The 21,936-nt window shown below is 66.1% G+C and carries 21 protein-coding genes and 1 pseudogene; 14 read left to right on the top strand and 8 right to left on the bottom strand.

The annotated features are described in order from the left end of the window. Positions 1 to 2: 2 nt before the first annotated feature. The 4 genes from pip to U0C82_RS02945 all read left to right on the top strand — a co-directional run bounded on the left by pip (position 3) and on the right by U0C82_RS02945 (position 4,968). Positions 3 to 950 carry a prolyl aminopeptidase gene (pip, locus tag U0C82_RS02960; RefSeq protein WP_322185556.1) on the top strand — a complete coding sequence of 316 codons (948 nt, stop codon included), beginning with the start codon at positions 3 to 5 and terminating at the stop codon, positions 948 to 950. A gap of 324 nt (positions 951 to 1,274) precedes the next feature. After that, complete coding sequence (locus U0C82_RS02955; RefSeq protein ID WP_322185555.1) at positions 1,275 to 1,730, top strand: DUF2231 domain-containing protein; 456 nt, start codon at positions 1,275 to 1,277, stop codon at positions 1,728 to 1,730. Then, positions 1,723 to 3,321: a PQQ-dependent sugar dehydrogenase gene (locus U0C82_RS02950; protein ID WP_322185554.1), complete on the top strand. Its 1,599-nt coding sequence runs from the start codon at positions 1,723 to 1,725 to the stop codon at positions 3,319 to 3,321. Before U0C82_RS02955 ends, U0C82_RS02950 begins: the two co-directional genes overlap by 8 nt. 234 nt (positions 3,322 to 3,555) lie before the next feature. After that, complete coding sequence (locus U0C82_RS02945) at positions 3,556 to 4,968, top strand: L-serine ammonia-lyase (protein WP_322185553.1); 1,413 nt, start codon at positions 3,556 to 3,558, stop codon at positions 4,966 to 4,968. 26 nt (positions 4,969 to 4,994) lie between these two features. On the opposite strand, the gene U0C82_RS02940 is transcribed toward U0C82_RS02945, so the two are convergent. Then, complete coding sequence (locus U0C82_RS02940; RefSeq protein WP_322185552.1) at positions 4,995 to 6,020, bottom strand: hydantoinase/oxoprolinase family protein; 1,026 nt, start codon at positions 6,018 to 6,020, stop codon at positions 4,995 to 4,997. Positions 6,021 to 6,084: 64 nt separating this feature from the next. On the opposite strand from U0C82_RS02940, the gene U0C82_RS02935 reads away from it, so the two are divergent. Next, positions 6,085 to 6,798: a HisA/HisF-related TIM barrel protein gene (locus U0C82_RS02935; RefSeq protein WP_322185551.1), complete on the top strand. Its 714-nt coding sequence runs from the start codon at positions 6,085 to 6,087 to the stop codon at positions 6,796 to 6,798. Between the two features lie 220 nt (positions 6,799 to 7,018). Here the strand turns inward: U0C82_RS02935 and fae are convergent, their stop codons facing one another. The 7 genes from fae to U0C82_RS02900 form a co-directional block, all read right to left on the bottom strand. Further along, positions 7,019 to 7,528: a formaldehyde-activating enzyme gene (gene fae, locus U0C82_RS02930; RefSeq protein ID WP_322185550.1), complete on the bottom strand. Its 510-nt coding sequence runs from the start codon at positions 7,526 to 7,528 to the stop codon at positions 7,019 to 7,021. 242 nt (positions 7,529 to 7,770) lie between these two features. Further along, the gene (locus U0C82_RS02925; protein WP_322185549.1) at positions 7,771 to 8,667 is read right to left on the bottom strand and encodes a triphosphoribosyl-dephospho-CoA synthase; all 897 of its coding nucleotides are present in this window, start codon (positions 8,665 to 8,667) and stop codon (positions 7,771 to 7,773) included. A 5-nt stretch (positions 8,668 to 8,672) separates the two neighbouring features. After that, positions 8,673 to 9,611 (bottom strand): RimK family alpha-L-glutamate ligase, encoded by a 939-nt coding sequence (locus tag U0C82_RS02920; protein WP_322185548.1) that lies wholly within the window; start codon positions 9,609 to 9,611, stop codon positions 8,673 to 8,675. Between the two features lie 8 nt (positions 9,612 to 9,619). Continuing rightward, positions 9,620 to 10,594 carry a methenyltetrahydromethanopterin cyclohydrolase gene (gene mch, locus U0C82_RS02915; protein WP_322185547.1) on the bottom strand — a complete coding sequence of 325 codons (975 nt, stop codon included), beginning with the start codon at positions 10,592 to 10,594 and terminating at the stop codon, positions 9,620 to 9,622. A 94-nt stretch (positions 10,595 to 10,688) separates the two neighbouring features. Further along, positions 10,689 to 11,906: an ATP-grasp domain-containing protein gene (locus U0C82_RS02910; RefSeq protein WP_322185546.1), complete on the bottom strand. Its 1,218-nt coding sequence runs from the start codon at positions 11,904 to 11,906 to the stop codon at positions 10,689 to 10,691. Between the two features lie 7 nt (positions 11,907 to 11,913). Continuing rightward, positions 11,914 to 12,813, bottom strand: coding sequence for a methylene-tetrahydromethanopterin dehydrogenase N-terminal domain-containing protein (locus U0C82_RS02905; protein ID WP_322185545.1), 900 nt, complete (start codon positions 12,811 to 12,813; stop codon positions 11,914 to 11,916). Positions 12,814 to 12,931: 118 nt separating this feature from the next. Beyond that, complete coding sequence (locus tag U0C82_RS02900; protein ID WP_322185544.1) at positions 12,932 to 13,954, bottom strand: beta-ribofuranosylaminobenzene 5'-phosphate synthase family protein; 1,023 nt, start codon at positions 13,952 to 13,954, stop codon at positions 12,932 to 12,934. Between the two features lie 53 nt (positions 13,955 to 14,007). On the opposite strand from U0C82_RS02900, the gene U0C82_RS02895 reads away from it, so the two are divergent. From U0C82_RS02895 to U0C82_RS02855, 9 genes and pseudogenes are all read left to right on the top strand, one after another. After that, complete coding sequence (locus U0C82_RS02895; RefSeq protein WP_322185543.1) at positions 14,008 to 14,382, top strand: 4a-hydroxytetrahydrobiopterin dehydratase; 375 nt, start codon at positions 14,008 to 14,010, stop codon at positions 14,380 to 14,382. Positions 14,383 to 14,479: 97 nt separating this feature from the next. Next, positions 14,480 to 15,613, top strand: a complete 1,134-nt coding sequence (locus U0C82_RS02890) for a hypothetical protein (RefSeq protein WP_322185542.1) — start codon at positions 14,480 to 14,482, stop codon at positions 15,611 to 15,613. A 28-nt stretch (positions 15,614 to 15,641) separates the two neighbouring features. Further along, positions 15,642 to 17,279, top strand: coding sequence for a formylmethanofuran dehydrogenase subunit A (locus U0C82_RS02885; protein ID WP_322185541.1), 1,638 nt, complete (start codon positions 15,642 to 15,644; stop codon positions 17,277 to 17,279). Then, a complete protein-coding gene (gene fhcD, locus U0C82_RS02880) occupies positions 17,270 to 18,190 on the top strand; it encodes a formylmethanofuran--tetrahydromethanopterin N-formyltransferase (RefSeq protein WP_322185540.1) in 921 nt (306 codons plus the stop codon). The genes U0C82_RS02885 and fhcD overlap by 10 nt, the downstream gene beginning before the upstream one ends. Beyond that, entirely contained in the window at positions 18,187 to 18,993 is an 807-nt protein-coding gene (locus U0C82_RS02875; protein WP_322185539.1) for a formylmethanofuran dehydrogenase subunit C, read from the top strand. Before fhcD ends, U0C82_RS02875 begins: the two co-directional genes overlap by 4 nt. Before the next feature lie 297 nt (positions 18,994 to 19,290). Continuing rightward, the gene (locus tag U0C82_RS02870; RefSeq protein ID WP_322185538.1) at positions 19,291 to 19,500 is read left to right on the top strand and encodes a hypothetical protein; all 210 of its coding nucleotides are present in this window, start codon (positions 19,291 to 19,293) and stop codon (positions 19,498 to 19,500) included. A gap of 124 nt (positions 19,501 to 19,624) precedes the next feature. Beyond that, positions 19,625 to 20,872 (top strand): putative DNA modification/repair radical SAM protein, encoded by a 1,248-nt coding sequence (locus U0C82_RS02865; protein WP_322185537.1) that lies wholly within the window; start codon positions 19,625 to 19,627, stop codon positions 20,870 to 20,872. 67 nt (positions 20,873 to 20,939) lie between these two features. After that, positions 20,940 to 21,383 (top strand): tol-pal system-associated acyl-CoA thioesterase, encoded by a 444-nt coding sequence (ybgC, locus tag U0C82_RS02860; RefSeq protein ID WP_322185536.1) that lies wholly within the window; start codon positions 20,940 to 20,942, stop codon positions 21,381 to 21,383. A gap of 256 nt (positions 21,384 to 21,639) precedes the next feature. After that, positions 21,640 to 21,936, top strand: a pseudogene (locus tag U0C82_RS02855) (DNA-binding response regulator); the annotation flags it as partial.

The following is a 21,936-nucleotide window of genomic DNA, read 5'->3' as shown; positions in this document are numbered from 1 at the left end:
TCATGACATTGCGCACGTTCTACCCGCCGATCGAGCCCTACGAAACCGGCATGCTCGAAGTCGGCGAGGGGCACGAGATCTATTTCGAGCGCTGCGGAACGAAGGGCGCGAAGCCGGTCGTCTTCCTGCATGGCGGGCCGGGCGGCGGCTGCAGCCCGAATCAGCGGCGCCTGTTCGATCCGGCGCGATACGACATCCTGCTGTTCGACCAGCGCGGATGCGGCCGCTCCGTGCCCCATGCCTCGCTGGAAGCGAACACGACCTGGCATCTCGTCGCCGATATCGAGCGGCTGCGCGCCATCGTCGGCTGCGAGACATGGCAGGTGTTCGGCGGGTCCTGGGGCTCGACGCTGGCGCTCGCCTATGCGCAGACCCATCCCGAACGCGTCAGCGAACTGGTTCTTCGCGGCGTCTATCTGATCACCCGCGCCGAACTCGACTGGTACTACACGTTCGGCGTCTCCGAGATCTATCCGGACGAATTCGAGCGCTTTCAGGCGCACATCCCCGAAGACGAGCGCGGCGACATGATCGCGGCCTATCGCAGGCGCCTCGTCGGGCAGGACGAAGCCGCGAGGCTTGAAGCGGCGAAAGCCTGGAGCCGGTGGGAGGCGCGGACGATCAAGCTCCTGCCGAGCGAGGAACTGACTTCGATCTTCACGGACGGCCGCTTCGCGCTCGCCTTCGCGCGGATCGAGAACCATTATTTCACGCATGGCTGCTGGCTGGAGGACGGCCAGCTCCTGCGCGATGCAGGCCGGCTGAAGGGCATGCCCGGCGCGATCGTCCACGGACGCTACGACATGCCGTGCCCCATGCGCTCGGCCTTCGAACTGGCGAAAGCCTGGCCTGACGCGGCCTTCCACATGGTCGAGGGCGCCGGCCACGCCTTCGACGAACCGGGAATCCTGGACAGGCTGATCGCCACGACGGACCGGTTCGCGCGCTAAAGCATCGTGCGTCTGGATAAACGCCCCATGCTTCAACGATGGTTTCGATCTCGCGCATCGGGCTTTCCGAAAATCGATTCCGATTTTTGAGGCCGATGCTCGAGGTTCCGTCTGCACGTAACGTCACCGGATCATGGCGCGGGCGAGATGAACGAAATTCCCGAAGGCGGGAGCCATCGGGCTCGGGCGCTTGGACGGTGCATCGGCGCGCAAGCGGGGCGGAGCGGGGGCGCGGCAAGGATTGACAGTGTGTCATGGGAACCTGGAGGGGGCGAGGCTCGTATCACAGAGACGTTCCCTCTTTCCACGCGAGACCTTTCTTCCATGGATTATCCGCACCCAGCGTCCAAGGCATCGATCGACGGACAACCGATCCACGCCATGTTCGCCTCGTTCCCCACCGTCTGCTTCACACTCGTGCTGATGACCGATCTCGCCTATGTCGCGACGACGAACCTGATGTGGCAGGACTTTTCCGCCTGGCTTCTGCTTGCGGGCCTCGTCTTCGGCGGCATCGCGCTTCTCGCCGGTCTCGTCGATCTCATCGCCAGCCGGGCGATCCGCGAGCAGTCGGCGACCTTGCCATACGCAGTCGGCTTCGTCGCCTCGCTGGTGCTCGCCTTCGTCAACAGTCTCGTCCATGCCGGCGACGGCTGGACCGCCGTGATGCCCTGGGGCCTCGTCCTGTCGGCCGTCACCGTCCTCGTGATTTTCATGACCGCATGGCTCGGACGTTCGCTCGTCTTCAAGCATGGCGTTGGAGTTTCCAATTATGAATAAGCATCTGCGCACGACCCGCGCGCTCGGCCTGACGGTCAGCGCCGTCGCCCTTCTTACATTCGGTGCCTGCAGCGACGACGGCGATTTCGATCCCTCGCAGCAGTTCGGCGCCGATCCCGTCCTGCCCGAGCCCGAGCAGTCGCTGCTGCCTGACATGAAGGTCGCGGCCGTCACCGGATGGGACGAGGGCGAGACGCCCACCGTGCCCGAGGGGCTGACGGTGACGCCTTACGCCCAGGATCTCGGCAATCCGCGCACGGTCCACACCCTGCCGAACGGGGACGTGCTCGTCGTCCAGTCGAAAGGGCCGTCCGGCAAACCGCTCAACCGCCCGAAGGACTATATCCGCGGCTGGATCATGTCGATCGCCCATGGCGGCGGCGGCGGCGAAGCGCCGGAAACCAACCGGATCACGCTCCTGCGCGACACCGACCGGGACGGCACGGTCGACGAGCGGTCCGATCTCCTGACCGACCTCGCTTCGCCGTTCGGCGTCGCCTGGATCGACGACACGCTCTATGTCGCCTCGACGGAAGCCGTCATCTCCTATCCCTACCAGCTCGGCGACAGCGAAATCACCGCCGAACCGACGGTGCTGACCCCGCTTCCGGGCGGGCCGATCAACCATCACTGGACCAAGGATCTGGCACTGTCGCCGGACGGGCAATATCTCTACGCCTCGGTGGGTTCGAACTCGAACATCGTCGAGCGCGGCCTCGAAGCCGAGAAGGGACGCGCCGCCATCTGGGAGATCGACCGCGAGACCGGCGCGGCACGCGTCTACGCCTCGGGTCTGCGCAACCCGAACGGCCTGACCTTCCATCCGGAAACCGGCGAGCTCTGGGCGGTGATCAACGAACGCGACGAACTCGGCCCCAATCTCGTGCCCGATTATCTGACCTCGGTGCAGGAAGACGGTTTCTACGGCTGGCCGTGGAGCTATTACGGCCAGCATGTCGACGAGCGGGTCATGCCGCACCGTCCGGACATGGTGGAGAAGGCGATTTCGCCCGACTACGCGCTTTCGAGCCATGTCGCGGCCCTCGGCCTCGAATTCTCCTACGATTCGGCACTGCCCGAAGCCTATGCGAACGGCGCCTTCATCGGCGAGCATGGTTCGTGGAACCGCGATCATTTCAGCGGCTATCACGTCGTCTACGTGCCGTTCGAGAACGGCAAGCCGGCGGGGGATCCGGTCGAGGTCGTCACCGGCTTCCTCGACGGCGACAATGCGCGCGGCCGTCCCGTCGGCGTCGGCATCGATGGAACCGGCGCATTGCTGGTTGCGGACGATGCGGGCAATACGGTGTGGCGTGTCGCCGCTAGCGATGGCTCGACGGTCGAACAGGTGATCGGCACCGATCGGGTCGGCGCGCAAGCGGGGCAGGAGCCGCAGGCGCCGGGCGAAACCCAGCCGAGCGACAGCACGGCGGGGACGCCGGATGAACCGGTTTCCGCCGAACCGGCCCCGGCCGCGCAGCCATCCGGCACAGGTGCCGCCACGCCGCCGCAGACCGATATCGCTCCGGCGGTCCGGCCGCAGGGCATGATCGAGCCGGCCAGCCCGCAGCCGGACGCCTCGAACCAGTAGGCGGGGCGCGCCTGCCACGATTGCTTGAGGCCCGGCTTTGCCGGGCCTTTTTCGTGGTGACGTCAGTCGCCGGACCATGAGGGTCGGCGGCGCCGGGCGACAAGGGGTGCTGAAAGTCTTCATCCGGGATCGTCACGGCCTGAAAACCAACGCGCCTTGCATTGCCTCGCACGAATTTCCCCGTATCGTTGGTCGGATACGGCCGTCGGTGGCCGGGAACCTGCAGGGCACCTCATGTTCATCAGCGTCTTCGATATCTTCAAGATCGGCATCGGGCCGTCGAGTTCCCACACCATCGGACCGATGGTGGCCGCCTCGCGGTTCCTCGAAGAGTTGCGGGCACTGTGTGCAACCACCGAAGCCCAGGCCCCCCGACGCCTGCGGGTCCGCCTGCACGGCTCGCTGGCCTTTACCGGCAAGGGGCATGCGAGCGACACGGCATGCTGCCTGGGGTTGCTGGGGGAAAAAGCCGACGAGATCGATCCCGACGATATCGTGCCGCTTCTCGACCGGCTCAACGTGCAAAAGAGGGTGGAAGTGCCCGGCCTCGGGGACGTCGCCTTCGATCCGCAGGCCGATCTCGTCTTCGACTACGAGACGAAGCGCGACGGCCACGCCAACGGCATGACATTCGAGGCCTATGACGCGGCCGGCGAACTGGTCGTCGAATCGATCTTCTATTCGATCGGCGGCGGGTTCGTTCTGTCGGCGGACGAGCTCGCGGCGTCGGCCGAGACCCGCAAGGGCGGGCTCGAAGCCGGCAAGAAGGCGCTCGGCTATCCGTTTCCGTTCGGCACGGCGGCCGAGATGCTGGCGTCCGGCCGGAGCGCGCGGCTTTCGATCGCCGCCATGAAGCGCGCGAACGAGGAGATCCATGTCGAGCGGCATCTTCTGAACGACCGTCTGGACCGCATCTGGTTCGCCATGCGCGACTGCATCGATCGCGGCATGGCCCAGGACGGTGAATTGCCCGGCGGCCTGAAGGTCAGGCGTCGGGCGAAAGCGATCGCGGAGCGCCTGCGCGCGGACGAGGGGCGGAACCAGACCCAGCCCTATTCGAAAAGCGACTGGCTTTCGGTCTACGCCATGGCCGTCAACGAGGAAAACGCGGCCGGCGGGCGCGTGGTGACGTCACCCACGAACGGCGCGGCCGGCGTCGTCCCCGCCGTCATCCGCTATTATCGCGACCATTGCATCGGCGCGAGCGACGAGGGCATCCGCGTCTTTCTCCTGACGGCGGCGGCGATCGGGGCGCTGGTCAAGCACAATGCGTCGATTTCCGGCGCGGAGGTCGGATGCCAGGGCGAGGTCGGATCGGCGTCCGCCATGGCGGCCGCCGGCCTGTGCGCCGCCCTCGGCGGGACCAACGAGCAGGTCGAGAATGCCGCAGAGATCGCACTGGAGCACCATCTGGGCATGACCTGCGATCCGGTGGGCGGCCTCGTTCAGGTGCCTTGCATCGAGCGCAACGGGTTCGGGGCGATCAAGGCGGTATCGGCCGCCTCGCTCGCCCTGCACGGCGACGGGTCCCATTTCATGCCGCTCGACAATTGCATCGAGACCATGCGCCAGACCGGCATCGACATGTCCGACCGCTACAAGGAAACCTCGCGCGGGGGGCTTGCCGTCAACCTGCCGGAGTGCTGAGGCGCGCGCGCGGCAATCTCGCCGCTCTACCGGCCCGCCGCCAGCAGCGACAGGGCGCTTGCGGGCGCGGCGCGGCGTATGTCGTCGCGAACGTTCGAGGCGCAATCGACGAGATCGGAGAAATCCACGACGCCCCGGTCGAGCCGCGCGGCGAGCCGCCTCAGCACCGGGCGGCCGGCACCGGCGACGACGAGGGGCGCATCGTCGGTGATCTCGTCGTGGGACAGGACCTTCAAGGCCGCATCGTGGATCGCGCGCACCTGCGCCTCGGCGAAGGCGTGAGCAAGCCATTCCCAAGCGCCGTCCCTCGCATCGGCCGCGTCCATGCCGACCATGCGGGCGATGCGCCGACGCGAGCCCTCGATCGATTTGTCGGTGCCGTCGGCCGCCTCGTGCAGATCGTCGATTTCCTCGAGATTGCCGATGACGCGCTGCACGTCCGCCATGGTGGCGAAGAATTCGTTCATGACCGGGATCGAGCGTCCGATGAACGGCACCTCGCGCGCGACCGCCATCAGCGCGGTGCGTGTGTAGCCCTGATAGACGAGTTCGCCCGACACGAGACGGTCGCGGTCCGTATGGCCCTTGGCGCGCACCTTGCCGTCCGAGACCGGGACGAGATCCGTCGTCGTCGATCCCATGTCGATGAACAACGCCTCCTCGATGCGCTGGGCGGTGATCGTGGCGCTGGCATGCCAGTTGGCCGATGCGATGTCGAAAACGTTGGACCGGGCGTCGCCGAGGGACAGGAAGCCCGCTTCGCCGCCATAGAGCCGAATATCGCCCGAAAGCCTCTCGCCCATGATGCGGGCGATCTGCTCGACGCCCGTGCGGCGCGAGGGAAAGACGTCGGCGACCTCTCCGGTCATGGTGATGACGTGGCTGACAACGTCCCCGGCCTCTTCGTCGATCCGGTCGACGGCCGACTGCAGGCTCTCGAAATCACGCCAGATCGGCGTTACCATCTGCCAAACCTTCAACACACGGTCGTCTTCGGAGAGCGCGGCCTTCAGATGCGCTCCGCCGATATCCCAACCCAATGCCCGTGCCATGCCCGTCCTCGAACGCCGTTGTCGTTGCCGCGTTCATAGCACCAAGCTGGCCGAAAGATACATCATGCGATTGATCCCGGTTCTGGACCTGAAAGAGGGCCTCGTCGTGCGTGGCAAAGGCGGCGACCGGGAGAGCTATCGCCCGATCGAGACGCCGCTCGCGCCGAGCGCCGAACCGATCGATGTCGCCGCCGGGCTGCTCGAAGCATCCGGCGCAACGACGCTCTACATCGCCGATCTCGATGCGATCATGCACGGGCGGGCGCAGGCGGATGTCCTGACATGCCTCATCGCAACCTTTCCAACCGTAACCTTCTGGATCGATGCGGGGTTCAGGTCGCTTGCCGAGGCGCACGCCTTCGGCGTCTCGCTCCGTCTCGGCGAGGACGAGAACCGCATCGTACCGGTCCTCGGGTCCGAAACGCTCGGGCAGCTCGGCGATCTCAGTATGTCCGGCGGGGCCGGAATCGCGTCGGGTGCGTCGCGTTCGGTGCTCTCGCTCGACTTCGACGGTGCGGGTTTTCGCGGACCGTCCGGACTTCTGGATCGCTCCGACCTTTGGCCGGACGACATCATCGTCATGACGCTCGCCAAGGTCGGCTCGAACGCAGGCCCCGATCTCGGGCGGCTTCGCCAGATCGGTGCGAACGCGGGCTCGCGGAACGTGTTCGCGGCCGGCGGCGTGCGGGGGCCGGAGGATCTTGCCGCCCTCCAAGGGGCCGGCGTCGCAGGGGCGCTGGTCGCAAGCGCACTTCATGGGGGCAGTCTCGCAGGGTGACGAAGGGCATTGTCACAAGCGGGCCCACCGGGCAGCGCGTGCAGGCGTTTCCTGAATCCAGAAACCCCGCGCACAAAAAAGGGAGCCTTTCGGCTCCCTTTCCACATGCGTATCCGCGAGAGCGGATCTCGGCTTATTGAAAGCCGAATTTGGCGGCCAATCGCCGGAGAAGTCCACCGGACATCGCCGATTCTTCCTCTCCCCCGGGATGGTCTCTTGTCTAAGCGCCGGCGAACGGATGCTCGGCCGTGCCCTTGGCGGCAACGACTTCCTGTGCGGTCGGCGTGCCCTTGATGGCGCGCTCGATGGCTTCCATCGTGGCCGTGTAATTGTACTCGCGGATCTTCGCGTCGTCCTCGGCTTCCCAGTGGATGAAGACGCCGACGCAGATGTAGAGGTCGTCGGCTTCGTCGGCCGGGATGATGCCCTTTTCGACGGAATCGGCGACTGCGCGCGCGACGGCGGTCTGTGCCGGGCCGAACATCTGGACAGCCTGCTTGGCGCCCTTGATGGTGACCTTGTTGAACATGACCGTGTTCGGCTTGCACGCAAGGTTCGGTGCGACGACGGCGAGGAGGGTGGTGAAGCCGTCCTTGTTGTTCGTGAGCGAGTGGCAGAATGCCGACTCGGCTGCCGAACCGCGGGGGCCGATGATCAGGTCGATGTGTGCGACTTCGTTGCCGTCGCCGACGAGCGACTCGCCGACCATGACTTTATTGATGGTTGCCATGAGCAATTCCTCCTGTTGGTGAGCCAGGCCGGTTGTTCACCTGCCCAGCCTATCGAATTTCTTGAAGTCCGGGAATCCAGATAGCTTTGAAACCACCTTCATCAAGCCGTACAGACCATCTTCCTCCCGGCCGGTGAAGCGACGCTCGCCTCACCTATACGGCTATCCTTGCTGGCGGCGCCCCGAGACGGGGCCGGTTATCTGGATAGCGACGTTGTCACATGGACCTCGACGCGGCGCAGTCAATCACTGCCGACGACGTTCCGCAAGGGAGGCGCGAAAAAAGCCGGGCCGCAAAGCTCGGCGAGGAACAGCGTCGCGACCGTCAGATCGGCGGACGTGCCCGGATTCAGGCCCTCGCCCTTCAGTTCCGCATCGAATCGGAGCGCGTCCGCGGCGATCGTGCGCGTGTCGATTTCACGTCGCGTGCGATCGAAGAAGGCCGCGAATCGCTCCTGCACGGCCCGGGCCGTGGGAACGCCGAACTTGCGTGCGATGTGGGAATCGGGAAACGCCACCGTGAACGCGCCATAGACCGCGAAGGCCGGCCCGAGCGCCGGATGGGCGAGAACGGCCGGCGGGGTCGCGGCAAGGGCGGAACGTCCCGTCGCGAACAGGTCGGCGAAGCCCGTCGCATATTGCCGGGCGATCCGGTCCTTGCCCTGCGCAAGGCGCATGGCGTCGACGAGGCCGATGGTGGGGGCCTGCCTCACATCGTGCGCGCCCGCCTCTCCAAGGCCGCCCGGCGAGGCGTGGGCGATGGCCGCGAAGACCTGTCTCGCATCCGCATCGCCGAGTTCGGCGAGAACCGGCCCGATCGCGGATCGAAGGCCGTCATGGCCGGCCGTCTCCGCCACCTCGAACGCGCGGGCGATGGGGACGGCCAGAAGCACGATGCCGAGATTGGCGTTGCAGCCGGCCGCTTCGAAGCTTGCCCGTGTCGCCTGGAGGACGCGGTCCCCGACCCCGAGCTCCGCGTCCGCGATGAGGGGCGCTGCGGCAAGCGCGGCGCGTTCGAAGGTTGCCGCGTCCATCGCGTGGCCGGGTGCATGAATGTGGACGTTGCCGGGCTTGATCGCGCAGAGTTCGGCCCGGCAGGCGGCGAGGAACGCCGCCTCGATGCGGGGATCGGACGCCATGAGGCTCACACGGCCTTGGGCAGCAGGGTTTCGGCGAGGGTCCCCGGCCGGTCCCTTGCGCCGAGACGGGCCAGGAGGTCCCGGGCGCGCGTCATGGCGATGTCGATCGGCGTCACTTTCGACAGCCCCGTCCAGGCGGGCATGGAGTTCACCTCGATCAGCTGGATCGCGCCGTCCCCGTCGCGCAACAGGTCGACGCCGCAGAAATCGGCTCCGACCGCCTTGGCGGCGGCGACCGCGATGCGCTCCATCTCGCCATCCGGTTCCATGGGCAGGGCGATGGCGCCCTGCTTGATGTTGGTGATCCAGTTGGCCGCCTCACGGCGCATGCCGGCGACGGCCCTGCCATCGGAGACCAGCACGCGGAAGTCCGTCCAGCGGGTGCCGACGGCCTTTCCGGCAAACTCCTGGAGATAGAAGACGCCGCCCTCGATCGCCTCGTCGGGAGGCAGGTCCTCGGGCGTGCGCAGGAGCTTCAGGCCCTTGCCCTGGCTGCCGAAGAGGGGCTTGAGCACCATCGGGCGATCGGCCGCCGCGATTGCCGCCAGCGCGTCGTCGCGGCGCTCCACGCAGATCGAGCGGGGACTGGGCAGACCCGCGGATCGCAACTGGAAGCTGGTCGCGGCCTTGTCGACGCACAGTTCGATCGACCGGGCGGAATTGGAAACCGGAACGCCGAGCGCTTCGAGGCCGTGCAGGATGCCGAGCCTGCGCGTCACGGCCTCGAAGGATCCGCCATCCATGGTCCGGACGCAGATCGCATCGGGCAATGTCTCGCCGAAGCCGGGGATCGAGAAGCCGGACGCGGACCCGGAATCGAAGGCGATCTCGGAAAGCTTCGAAAACCGGGCGACCGCCCCCAGCGCCTCGAACGCCGTCTTCATCTGCCGCGCGTGGCGGTCGATGGCGGCGGTCACGATCAGGATTCGGGGGGCGTTCTGCATGGGGTCGGTCAGTCGAACGAGGCGTCGATCAGCTTCGGGTCGATCGATCCGCCGCGGAACGTCTCACCCGAATCGATCGCCACGATCTGCACCTCGGCCGGCGAGAACAGCATGGGATCGATCTTGTAGAAGTCGCCATCGTACGCCTTGAAGATCTCGGCGAACGGTTTGCCGTAGTCGGCGGCCGTCGCGCTGGGAAGCTTTTCCGCCAAGGCTTTCGCGTCCTCGGCGGGACCGGTGACGTAAAGCACGATGCGTCCGCCATAGATGACCGCATCGTTTGTGCGGCCCATGGCGGTGATGAAATCGGGATGCGGCGGGGCGAGGGGTGCCGTGCCGATGCCCTCGACGATGCGCGAGAGATCGAACTTCAGTTCGTGCGCCTTGTGCAGCGCCACTTCGACGACGCGGCCGACAATCTGGATCGAGCCGGCGAGCGAGGTGGTGGGCGCGATCGCGAAGGTCAGCCTTTCGGGCGCGACATCGCAGGCGTCCGCGATCTGGCGAACGAGCCCTTCGGGCGGTGCGGTATCGGTTTCGAGGACGAAGACGGCATTGTCGGAGCGATCCGCGTAGCCGATGTCCCGGAAGATGTCCTCCTTGCCGGCGAGCGCGCGGCCGGGACCCGAGCCCATGGAGAAATAGGCGCTGTCGCCCTCGCCATAGGTCATCTGCCAGCCGGCATACTGACTGCCGAGACAGGCGATGACGGGCTGCGAGGTGGTGACCGTCAGGGTGAACGGCCAGCGATCGAGGTAGGAGCCTGCGTCGAGGCGAACATTGCCGAGGCCGCCGAGGCAGATCTCGGTGAGGATCCGTCCGGCCTCGAAGGAACCCGGCACCGCTGCGCCCGCATCGATGATGGTCTCGCCCGCCGCGCCCCTGGTGACTTTGACCCGCAAGGCGTCGGCCCTGTTGGTCAAGGTTTCGATCAGGGGCAGGACACCCTCGTTGACCGAAATCATCATTCTGTCCGAAGTCATCGGTTTCCTCCCGATTTGTTGTTTTCGTCTCGTCGGGGCCCGTCCGCAAACCCGGCGCCCGATGCTTATAAGGGTATTTCGATCCGCAGCGGTTTCATTTTTTCGCCGACGCGGTCCGTTGGTCCGGCAGCTGTTCCGTCAGGCGCCCACGCGCGTCCGGATCGTTCAGCATCGCCGCCCGTTCGAAGAACAGCGCGGCCGCCTCGCCCTCGGTGTCGGCGTCCGCGCAAACGGTGGCGATCGGCTCGCCCGCCTCGTAGCTGCGGGGCAGGGACGAGCGGTCCCGGCACCAGTGCGGCCACGCGAAATCTTCGCCGAGATCGAAGCCGCCCGATGCCCAGGCAAGGCCCGCGGCCCGCACCCGGCCCGCGCGCGGCCAGGGCCCGTCCGGCAACGCGCCGCGGCAGGCGGCGAGGTGGGCGGCGAACAGCGGCGCGCGGGCGCTGTCGAACACATCGACGGTCGCCCCGAAGCGGGCGTTGAGTTCGAGGCACACGGCCTGCGTCCGGGTGACGACGAAGTCCGCGCTGGCAAGACCGGTCACGTGAACGCCGTTCTCGAAGGCCGTGCGGACAAGGTCCGCGACGCCGCGTTCGATCGCCTCGCGCACCCTTTCGGGCGGATCGATCGGTCCGACGGCGCCGCCGTAGCGGAACGGCTCGTCAAGGCCGGGGTCGGCCCATTGTCTCGAAAAACCGATGATCGCGATGGCGCCCTTGCACCCCAGGAAGGCCAGCGACCAGCGCTCACCCTCGACGAACCGCTGGACGTAGCGCCTTGCGGCGTCGTTTGCCGGCTCCGGCGATCCCTCGCCGGCCCAGCGCACATGGCTGCCACCGCATCCGCCGACCTGCTTGGACACCCATCTGCCGTCGCCGGGGCGTTCGCCACGCTCCCCCGCGATCTGCGGATGGGCGACGCCCGCCTCGCGGCACAGAAGGGCGAACGCGTCCGGGTCCTTCAGCTTGGCGGAACTTGCGGCATCGGTGCCGAGAAGCGGCCAGCGTTCGCAGATCTGCCGCAGGAGAGCCGGCCTGTCCTCAAAGCCCGCCCCGTAGACGAAGCCCACCGGCGCCTCGCCCTCCGCCAGCCCGTCGAGGGCCGCCAGAAGGTCGGCATCGGAGAACCCGTCGGGAAAGTGGCTGGCGAGGAGGGCGGCCTTCCTCGATGCGGCCGTCAGGTCGTGATCGGCGAAGAAATCGACGGCGAGCGCGTCGAAGCCGGACAGGCGCGCGCTTTCCGCGATCTGGCGCGCGGAAAACGCCGCGCACAGGATCGTCGGCCGCGCCGCCACCGGGTTCGAACCGTTCAAGTCTTAATCAGCCTTCGTTGACGAGCTTGCGCGCCAGCGTGAAGGCGTGGCGGAAATCGAGCACCTGGCCCTCTTCGGATTCGATCATCTGGCGCAGAAGTCCGTATTCGGTCTTCGACTTGAACATGCCGATGGCGAGCGCCCCGATGCCGAACGCGTCCGTGCCGTCGATCGCGACCACGTCGTCCATCACGTCGATCCCTTCGAGGCCGACCGGCGGCACCGCGTTGACGTCGGCCGCCACGAGGAGCCTGGACGCCTTCTTCATCTGGTCGTGGGCCAGCACCTGCACGCCGGCCTTGGCCGCCGACAGGATGACCTCGACGTCCGAGACGATGGCGGTGTTCTTGTCGTCGGACGATCCGTCGACCGCTTCCACATCGACGCCGAACCGTTCCTTCATCTCGTCGGCGCGCTTCTGCACGCGCTCGACGCCCGAATAGCCGACGATCCTGACCTTGGCGCCCTCGGACGCCGCGATCACCGCCGCGCAATAGCCGACGACGCCGGTCGCGCCGAAGACGGCGATCGTCGTGTCCTTGAGTGCGACGCCCTTCTTGTCCTTCAGCGCCTTCTCGACCTTGGCGACCATCGCGGCGGCCGTCGTGAAGGAGCCGGCGGGATCGGCCATGATGTTGCAGGTGAAGGGCGGAACGAGCGCGGCCTTCGCCTTCTCGATCATGTCGAGGGCGAGCACCGCATCGTCACCGCCGAAGAAGATCGCGGATGCCTGGCCGTGATCGGGCGGACGCGAGAAGATCACGTCCTGAACGAGGTCGCTCACTTCGGAGATGTCGACCATCTCGTAAGGGGTCACCGAATCATAGCCGGCATCGAGCGCCTGGTTCACGTCGAAGGGGCTCACATGCTTGTGCGGCGTGAGCATGTGGAGAATGTTCTTAGGCATATGCGTTTCCCGTTCGCTTCTTTTTCGTCTTCGGCGCCCTGAGTTCCGGACCTGTCTAGCATCGATGGACACGATTGGCGAAGGACCCGAACGGGTAGAAATGTCCAACCGGCCGGCGCTAAAGGCGCGATCCGGCTCCAGCGAGCACCCGCACGTGCCGGCCGGCACCCGTCCCGCGTTCGATCCGCGCGCCCTCGTTACGGCCCTTCGCGATGCGGACCGCCAGCCCGTCGAGCGCGCCGTCCGCCGTCGCCCGCTCGACGATCCGCCGGGCGCTCGCCTCGCTCGGCGCAAAGGCGAAGCCGGTCGGCCCCCACGAACTCTGGCCGATGCCATGCCCGCCGTGGGCCTTCACGGCGTCCATCGCCCTTGCGACCCGCCGGCTGGTGAAGACGCCGCCCTGCGCCGGCGCGAAGTGCGAGCCGACGATCGCCTGGATCCGGGCAAGACCATGCCCGAAGGTCTTGATGTCGCGTTCCACGAGCCCGGGCAGGACCTGCATCAGTGTCAGCGCAGAGACCTCGCCCGCCGCGTCCCTCGGAAACGCCGGCAGGCTGGCGAACGCGTCGAGCTCGGCCTCGCCATGAATGCCGGCAAGATCGGTCTCGAAGACGAGAATCACGCGCCAGTCGTCCGGAAAATCAAACCGGGCGACGAGGGGGGGAGGCGTATCCTCCTCGCCCTTGCCGCCGTCGACGGCGAGGCCGCCGCGCGTGACGAAGGCGGCACCGAGCCCGGAACGCTGGCCGCGCCCGAGAATCGCCGAATCACCCTCCACGTCGAGCGGCCGGCCTTCGAGGGTCCGCAACGCGCAGCTGAGGGCGAGGGCGAGCTGCGTGCCGGAGCCGAGGCCCGAATGGGATGGGATCACCGTCTCGATCTCGACGCGGTAGCCCTCGCCGAGGCCGAGATGGGCCATCAGGCTCTCGAGATAGGATCTCGCACGCGCAGCCTCGGGGCCCTCGACGCTGGTTTCGCGATGACGCGCGATCGAAAGCGAGGTCGCCGGCCCGTCGATCGCAAGGCCGATGCCGCCGAAGCGTCGGCCGAAATTGGCGCCCGGATCGAGAAATCCGAGGTGAAGGCGGGCCGGCGCAGAAATGTGGACGGCGTCCTCTTTCACATTCGATCCTGTCGTCATCGCGCTTTCCGCCTATTATTGAGTACAGAATCGATCGGACAAGGGAGAGACCGATGGCTGCCAAGACCTACTCCGACGCAGAAGTCGAAGAACGCCTGAAAAAGGAACTGCCCTCCTGGCGTCTGGAGGAGGGCTGGATTCGCCGGACCTACAAGACCCATGGCTGGAAGGGAACGCTGATGGTGATCAACGCCGTCGGCCATCTGGCCGAGGCCGCGTTCCACCATCCCGACATCACGGCGTCTTACGCCTGGGTCGAGGTGCGCCTGATGAACCATGCCGCCAAGGGCATCACCGATTCCGATTTCGCGCTGGCCAAGATGATCGAGCAGGTCGTCATGTGGCAGCCCGGCAAGGAGGACGGCCCCCTGTCCGGCGTGCCGGACGATGCGCGGTTCGCCTACATCAACTATGAGAAATCGTCCTGATTTCGAAGACGAATATCGGGGACGCCACGGTCGCGGCGGGTTGCCGGATCGTGGCGACGTGATATCTCCTGAACCGGGCACAGAAAGTGATGAACACGTGACGACTGCATGGATCGAAGGCCGACCGGTCTCGACCGGCGAGGCCATTCGCGAGGCCGTGACGCTCCTGTCGGAATGCCGGCTTCCTCTCGTGACCGGTGCCCTCGACGATATGTCCGCCCTGCGCGAGGCCGCACGGCTCGCAGGTCTCGCAAGGGGTGTCCTCGATCATCAGGGGCTGGCGCCTGCGGTTCCGCTGATCGAGGCGCTGCGCGACAATGGCATCATCCGCATCGCGCCCGCCGAACTGCGCCGCCGGGCCGACCGCGTTCTCGTGATCGGCCGCGACGCCTTCGCCGCGGAGCCCGCACTGTTCGAACAGATCTTCAGTGTCGATCCCGATCTGGGTGCCGGTGCCAAAGGGGGGCTGCGCGAGATCGTGCTGCTCGGGCCGGATGGGCCGGGCCGCTTTGCGGCGGCCAGGGGCAGCGTCCGGACGGTCCCATGCGGGATCGGCGATCTCGGCGATGCCGTCGGCATTCTCCGCGCGGCCCTTGCCGGACGCCCGTTCGGGAACGGCCCGTTCGAGGAGGGCGCCGCCCGCGCGCTGGCCGGCTGGTTGCAGCATGCCGGCTTTGCCGCGATCGTCTTCGACGCCGGCGAACTCGACGCCATCGCGATCGAGATGGTCGCCGGTCTCGTCTCGGATCTCAACGCGGGCACACGGGCGTCGGCTTTGCCGCTCCTGTCCGGTGGCGCCTTGGGCGCTGCGGAAGGTGCCCTGTGGACGACGGGGTTTCCCTTGCGCACCGCGTTCGGACGGGGCGGTCCGGCGCACGACATGGTTCTGAACGACGGTGCCCGGCTCGTGAGCGCGGGCGAAGCCGATTGCCGCGTTCTGGTGACCCACGGCGAGGCGGCGGGCGGCGATCAGGCGCCCGACCGATCCGGCGTGCCGACCATTCTCCTTTCCTCCGCCGAAACCCCGAACGGCGCGGGTGCGCGGATCGCCTTCCATGTCGGCCGGCCCGGCATCGACCATGCGAGCGTCGTTCACGAGCCGCGCTTCGGCAGCTTCGTGACGCGCCAGGCCGAGCATTCCGGCATGGCGGTGAACGCTGCCGACATTCTGTCCGCGATCGCCGATCTTCTCGGCGAACGTTCTTCTTCAAACGACGAGGCCCGCGCATGACCGTGACGCGGGTTAGAAAGGCAGAACCATGCTGAAGCGCCTGAAAGGCGGCCATGTGGTCGATCCGGCGAACGGCATCGACGAGATCCGCGATCTCTTCATCGAGGACGGCAGGATCGTCGCCGCACCCGCCGAGCCCGATTCGGCGGACGAAACCGTCGATTGCAGCGGCATGATCGTGATGGCCGGTGCCATCGACATCCATTCGCATATCGCCGGTGGGCACGTGAACACGGCCCGTTTGCTCCTGCCCGAATGGCACCGCGCCTTTTCCGCGCGGCCCGGCGAGACGGCGCTGTCGAAGATCGGCTGGACGACCGACGAGACCGGCTGCCGCTACGCCGAAATGGGCTTCACCACCGTGGTCGAGCCGGCCATGGGGCCGCAATCCGCGCTCCACGCCCATCTCGAGCTTGCCGACATTCCGATCATCGACAAGGCGACGCTCGTCGTTCTCGGCAATGACGATCTTCTGATGTCGATGATCCGCGACGGCGAAAGCGACGAGGCGATCGCCGATTACGTCGCCTGGACGGTCGACGCTTCCAAGGCGCTCGGCGTCAAATGCATCAATGCGGGCGGTTCGGCGGCGTTCAAGGAGAATGTCCGCTCCTACGCCTTCGATTCCGTCGTGCCCGATTACGGGGTCTCGTCCAGGCAGATCGTGAAGACCCTGCAGAAGGCCGTCGGCGATCTCGGCATCCCCCATCCGCTGCACGTCCATTGCAACAATCTCGGTGTGCCGGGCAAATCCGCCGAGGCCGCCGAGGCGACCATCAAGGCAGCCGAGGGCTCGCCTCTCCACCTCGCCCACATCCAGTTCTACGGCTACGGCACGGAAGGCAGGCGCGCCTTTTCCTCCAGGGGCCAGGAGCTGGCCGCGCTGGTCAACCGGAACAAGGAGGTGACGGTCGATATCGGCCAGGTCATGTTCGGCCAGACCGTGACGATCTCGTCCGACGAGATGCGCCAGTTCGCGGGCCGCGCCCAGGCAAGCCCGGGCAAGTCCATTGTCATGGACGGCGAGGCCAATGGCGGCGGCGTCGTGCCGATGGACTACAAGGAGAAGAGCTTCTTCAATGCGGTGCAATGGGCGATCGGGCTCGAACTGTTCCTGCTCATCGAGGATCCGAGCCGCGTCTTCTTCACCACCGACCATCCGAACGGCGCCCCGTTCACGACCTATCCGGACATCTTCGCGCTCCTGATGGATCGGGACGTGCGCGCCCGGTGGATCGAAGCCCTGCCGAAGGGCGTGTCCCGGTGGACGAGCCTTGCGGAGATCGATCGCGAATATACGTTGAACGAGATCGCCACCATGACGCGTGCGGCGCCCGCAAGGCTTCTGGGCACAAGCGATCGCGGCCATCTCGGCGTCGGCGCGACGGCGGACGTCTCGGTCTACAGATCCGGCGACGACAAGGCGAAGATGTTCGCCGCGGCCGCCTACCTCTTCAAGGACGGCGTGAAGGTGGTCGAGAACGGCGTCGTCGTCGCCAAGCCCTACGGCCGGGCGCTGACGCTCAAGACCCAGTCCGACGCGAAGATGAACGCCCGCCTCGACACCTATTTCGACGATGCCTACGGGCTGAAGTCGAGCTGGTTCAGGGTCGAGGGACAGGCATTGCGCCGAGAAACGCCGTTCCGGGAGGTCCCATGCCTTTGATCGAACTTGCCGCGACCATCAATGGCGTGCGCATCGACGACGATTTCGCGGAAGCCTTTCCGATGCACGGTACGGCGATCCAGATCACCGCGGCGACGGAAGAATGGGCGGTGGAATCGGCGCGCAAGATGACCGGTTTCGCGACCTCCGTCATCGCCTGCGGCTGCGAAGGCGGCATCGATCATGTGGTGCCGGCGTCGCGCACGCGCGACGGGCGCCCGGGCGTGCGCGTCCTCCTGTTCGCCATGGACAGGAAGAGCCTGGCCGGGCAGCTCGGCACGCGGCTCGGTCAGTGCGTCCTGACCGCGCCCTCGACGGCTTGCTATGCCGACTTTTGCTCGGACAAGGAAATCGAGCTCGGTTCGGCGATCCGCTATTTCGCCGACGGGTTTCAGGTGTCGAAGAAGTTCGGCGACAGGCATTACTGGCGGATGCCGGTGATGGAAGGCGAATTCGTCTGCGAGGCGATGACCGGCTATACCGACGAAGGCGTGGGCGGCGGCAATCTCCTGATCATGGCCGCCAATGCCGCGAACGCGTTGAAGGCGTCGGAAGCCGCCGCCGAGGCGATGCGCGCCATCGAGGACGTGATCCTGCCGTTTCCGGGCGGGATCGTGCGTTCGGGCTCCAAGCTCGGCGGAAAATATCCCGGCATGATGGCGTCCTCCAACGATGCATACTGCCCGACCCTGAAGGGCGCGACCCAGTCGAAGCTCGACGACGATATCGGCTCCGTGCTCGAGATCGTGATCGACGGCCTGTCCGCGAAGGCCGTGTCCGAGGCCATGGCCGCCGGCATCAAGGCGATCTGCGATCTGGGACCCGACGAAGGCGCGTTGCGCATCGGTGCCGGCAATTACGGCGGCGGGCTCGGGCCGCACCATTTCCGGTTGAAGGAGCTTCTGCCATGAGCGCGCTGACCTTTCGGCTGAAGGGCGAACCGGACCAGCGGATCGACTGCTCGTCGCTCGTGCCCGACCATCTCGCCAAGCGTTCGACGGCCGATATTGAGAAGCTGCCGGTCGGCACGACGAGGCGCGGCCTGAGGGCTGGGGACCTGTTCGAGATTTCCGGCGACGACGCATCCGACATCCGGTTCGAAGGCGGTTCGGCGCGTCTCGACCGGATCGGCGAGTCGATGTCCGGCGGTTCGATCCGCGTCTCGGGCGATGCGGGCTTCCGGGCCGGCCGCCTCATGCGCGGCGGACAGCTCATGGTCGAAGGCTCCGTGGGGGATCTCTGCGGCTCCGGCCTTCAAGGGGGGCGCATCCGCGTGAAAGGCGATTGCGGCGCGCGCCTCGGCGGGCCGGATGCCGGCGAAATGAAAGGGATGGGCAACGGCGTCATCCGCGTGTCCGGCAATGCGGGCGAGCGGGCCGGCGACAGGATGCGGCGCGGCGTGATCCTCATCGACGGCGACTGCGCCAAGGACGCCGCAAGCCGCATGATCGCCGGTACGATGATCGTCGGCGGCCGGACGCATGGCGCGCCGGGCCGCCTGATGAAGCGCGGCAGCCTGTTTCTGATGGGCGGCGCCGAGCGCTTCACCGCGACCTTCATCGACGCGGGCGTTCACGATTTGCTGATACTGACCCTCATGGCCAGGGAACTGGAGGCGACCATCGGCGACATCCCGTTCGACGGCGCTCCGATGCGCAAGATCAGCGGCGACACCGCGGTTCTGGGGCTCGGCGAGATCTATCTGCCGGCCTGACCGTGTCCGTCGTCCGGTGGCCGGACCGACCACGGATCCGTACGGACGGCACGCCGGATCTCCTTCGGTCGATGAAACCATCGGGATGGCGGGGTCGTAGCTGCATGCGCACCCGGATGGGACGGGACGCGGACGCCGCAGGGCTTCCTCAGGGGAAACCTGCGGCGTCATGACCCTTCTTCGAAGGGTTGCGATCACGACGTGCCGCGAAGCATGATCGCCTCCGGGCACCTCGTGCGGCACGGCGTTTCGCGATCTTTCGCCGGACCGGTTCGTTCTTGAAAGGAACGTGAGGCAATGATGGTCGATCTGATCCTGACAATCTGCATGGTTACCAATCCGGACTCGTGCCGGGAGGAACGGCTGACCTATCAGGCGCGCAACTCGCTTGCCCAGTGCGTCATGCTTTCGACGCCCTACGTTGCTCAGTGGGCCGGCAATCACCCGAACTGGAAGGTGAAGAGCTGGAAGTGCGGCTGGCCGGACGAGCGCAAGCAGAAGATCTGACTCCTCGTCGGGTGGTCGGGCGCGATCGGGTTCGCCACTTGCGGGCGGATCGGTTCGTGGCCGCGTTTTCCCCTGTGACATTCGGGCGCTGGCCGGAACGGATCGGGAACGCTATACTGTCCAGATGGCCAAGCTTTCCCTCAGAGACAAACTCGCGATCCTTTCCGATGCCGCGAAATACGATGCCTCCTGCGCGTCTTCGGGAGCGGAGAAGCGGACGTCCGCGAAAACCGGAGGGATCGGCTCGACCGAAGGCTCGGGGATCTGCCATGCCTATGCACCGGACGGGCGCTGCATTTCGCTCCTGAAGATCCTGATGACGAATTTCTGCATCTACGACTGCGTCTATTGCGTCAATCGGTCCTCGTCGAACGTGCAGCGCGCGCGCTTTTCGGTGCAGGAGGTCGTCGATCTGACGATGAACTTCTACAAGCGCAACTATATCGAAGGCCTGTTCCTCTCGTCCGGCATCGTCAGGAATTCGGACTACACGATGGAGGAGATGGTTCGGATCGCGCGAAAGCTGCGTCTGGAGGAGAATTTCTCCGGCTATATCCATCTGAAGACGATTCCCGATGCCGCCCCGAAGCTGATCGAGGAGGCGGGACTGTTTGCCGACCGGCTGTCGATCAACATCGAACTGCCCACCGATATCGCGCTCGAGCAATTCGCGCCGGAGAAGGATCCGCGCGACATTCGCCGCGCGATGGCGCATCTGCGCGAGAAGATCGACGAGCACAAGGGCGACAGGCGCGATCGGACGAAGCCCGCCAAGTTTTCCGCGGGCGGTCAGTCGACCCAAATGATCGTCGGCGCCGATGGTGCGAACGACGACGCGGTTCTCGGTCGATCGGAAAATCTGTACGGAAACTACCGGCTGAAGCGCGTCTATTATTCCGCGTTCTCGCCGATTCCCGACGCCTCGATCAAGCTGCCCCTGTCCAAGCCGCCCCTCATGCGCGAGCATCGGCTTTATCAGGCCGATTGGCTGATGCGGTTCTACGGGTTCGACCGCGGCGAAATCGTTTCGGGTGGGGAGGCGGGCATGCTCGATCTCGCCATCGATCCGAAGCTTGCCTGGGCGCTGAAGAACCGGGGGCGGTTTCCCGTCGACATCAACCGCGCAGACCGCGAGATGCTCCTGCGCGTGCCGGGGCTCGGAACCCGAGCGGTCAAGCGCATTCTCTCGACCCGACGCTACCGGACCCTGCGGCTCGACGACATCGGCAAGCTTTGCCAGTCGATCGACAAGGTTCGGCCCTTCATCATGGCGCTCGACTGGTCGCCGGGCCGTCTCACCGACGGCGACGGTCTGCGCGAGCGCTTTCTGCCGAAGGCCAAGAAGCGGACCGAACAGCTGGAACTCTTCTGAAACGCTCGGACGAAAGCGCGGGCATAGGCCTGCTTGCGATCGATCGGCCGGCGTGGAACAAGCAGCCATGAACTCTGAACTTGCAGGCCGTCTGACCGACAGCGGCCACGAACTCGATGTCCGCGTCTATTTCGAGGACACGGATTTTTCCGGCGTCGTCTATCATGCCCGCTATCTCCACTTCCTGGAGCGCGGACGCTCTGATTTCCTGCGGCTGAAGGGCATCGGCCATCGCGAACTGCTGGACGGCGCGTTCGGCGAGCCAATGTCGTTTGCCGTGCGCAGGATGGAGATCGAGTTCCTGCGCCCGGCCCGCGTCGATGACGTGCTTCTCGTCGAAACCCGCACGCGACAGATCGGCGGTGCGCGGGTTCTTCTGGACCAGACGATCTCACGCAGCGGCGAGACGCTCATCGAGGCGAACGTCAAGATCGCCGTCATTTCGCCGGCCGGAAAGCCGATGCGCATGCCCAAGGACGTGCTTGCCGTCCTCAAGCCCGAGTTCGATTGACCCCCGGGGGGCAGGGCAAACGGGTTCGGCTTGGGAGAAGGGCGCGCGACATTCGTCCGCAGCGCCCTCGATCGAACCGGACGCTGCCGGATCATAAAAAATGTTAAGAAAATTTATAATGCGTCTTCAACGGCTTGCTTGAAATCGCACGCGGATCGGCGCCGGACCACTAAATTTCAGGATACCGGCCGATTCGCCGTGGGGTTAATGATTAATCACAAGTTAAAGCGGCGGGGGCCGAGGGGATTTTGAGACCATGATCGTGATCGTAGACAACCGCGAACTCGTCACAGACGGCTACCAGTCTCTGTTTGCACGCGAAGGCGTGTCCGCAGCTGGATTTTCCGCCGAGGAGTTTCAGGGCTGGATCGAAACCGCGCCGGAAGCCGACCTGTCCGCCGTGGAAGGCTTTCTCCTGGGCGACTTCGATGATCGCGCCTTGTCGACCCGCACGATCCGCAGCCGCTCCAAGGCGCCGATGATCGCGCTTTCGGAAAGCCGCAACCTCGACAGCACGCTGGATCTCTTCGCGGCGGGCATCGACGACGTCGTC

Source organism: Fulvimarina uroteuthidis, assembly GCF_034321785.1.
Lineage (GTDB): Bacteria > Pseudomonadota > Alphaproteobacteria > Rhizobiales > Rhizobiaceae > Fulvimarina > Fulvimarina uroteuthidis.
Note: the sequence above shows the minus strand (reverse complement) of the source record. Positions and strands in the feature narration are given on the sequence as shown.

Bases quoted from the DNA above. Each gene is read 5' to 3' on its own strand.
- pip (WP_322185556.1), top strand. From the start codon at position 3: ATGACATTGCGCACGTTCTACCCGCCGATCGAGCCCTACGAAACCGGC.
- U0C82_RS02955 (WP_322185555.1), top strand. From the start codon at position 1,275: ATGGATTATCCGCACCCAGCGTCCAAGGCATCGATCGACGGACAACCG.
- U0C82_RS02950 (WP_322185554.1), top strand. From the start codon at position 1,723: ATGAATAAGCATCTGCGCACGACCCGCGCGCTCGGCCTGACGGTCAGC.
- U0C82_RS02945 (WP_322185553.1), top strand. From the start codon at position 3,556: ATGTTCATCAGCGTCTTCGATATCTTCAAGATCGGCATCGGGCCGTCG.
- U0C82_RS02940 (WP_322185552.1), bottom strand. From the start codon at position 6,020: ATGGCACGGGCATTGGGTTGGGATATCGGCGGAGCGCATCTGAAGGCC.
- U0C82_RS02935 (WP_322185551.1), top strand. From the start codon at position 6,085: ATGCGATTGATCCCGGTTCTGGACCTGAAAGAGGGCCTCGTCGTGCGT.
- fae (WP_322185550.1), bottom strand. From the start codon at position 7,528: ATGGCAACCATCAATAAAGTCATGGTCGGCGAGTCGCTCGTCGGCGAC.
- U0C82_RS02925 (WP_322185549.1), bottom strand. From the start codon at position 8,667: ATGGCGTCCGATCCCCGCATCGAGGCGGCGTTCCTCGCCGCCTGCCGG.
- U0C82_RS02920 (WP_322185548.1), bottom strand. From the start codon at position 9,611: ATGCAGAACGCCCCCCGAATCCTGATCGTGACCGCCGCCATCGACCGC.
- mch (WP_322185547.1), bottom strand. From the start codon at position 10,594: ATGACTTCGGACAGAATGATGATTTCGGTCAACGAGGGTGTCCTGCCC.
- U0C82_RS02905 (WP_322185545.1), bottom strand. From the start codon at position 12,813: ATGCCTAAGAACATTCTCCACATGCTCACGCCGCACAAGCATGTGAGC.
- U0C82_RS02900 (WP_322185544.1), bottom strand. From the start codon at position 13,954: ATGACGACAGGATCGAATGTGAAAGAGGACGCCGTCCACATTTCTGCG.
- U0C82_RS02895 (WP_322185543.1), top strand. From the start codon at position 14,008: ATGGCTGCCAAGACCTACTCCGACGCAGAAGTCGAAGAACGCCTGAAA.
- U0C82_RS02885 (WP_322185541.1), top strand. From the start codon at position 15,642: ATGCTGAAGCGCCTGAAAGGCGGCCATGTGGTCGATCCGGCGAACGGC.
- fhcD (WP_322185540.1), top strand. From the start codon at position 17,270: ATGCCTTTGATCGAACTTGCCGCGACCATCAATGGCGTGCGCATCGAC.
- U0C82_RS02875 (WP_322185539.1), top strand. From the start codon at position 18,187: ATGAGCGCGCTGACCTTTCGGCTGAAGGGCGAACCGGACCAGCGGATC.
- U0C82_RS02870 (WP_322185538.1), top strand. From the start codon at position 19,291: ATGATGGTCGATCTGATCCTGACAATCTGCATGGTTACCAATCCGGAC.
- U0C82_RS02865 (WP_322185537.1), top strand. From the start codon at position 19,625: ATGGCCAAGCTTTCCCTCAGAGACAAACTCGCGATCCTTTCCGATGCC.
- ybgC (WP_322185536.1), top strand. From the start codon at position 20,940: ATGAACTCTGAACTTGCAGGCCGTCTGACCGACAGCGGCCACGAACTC.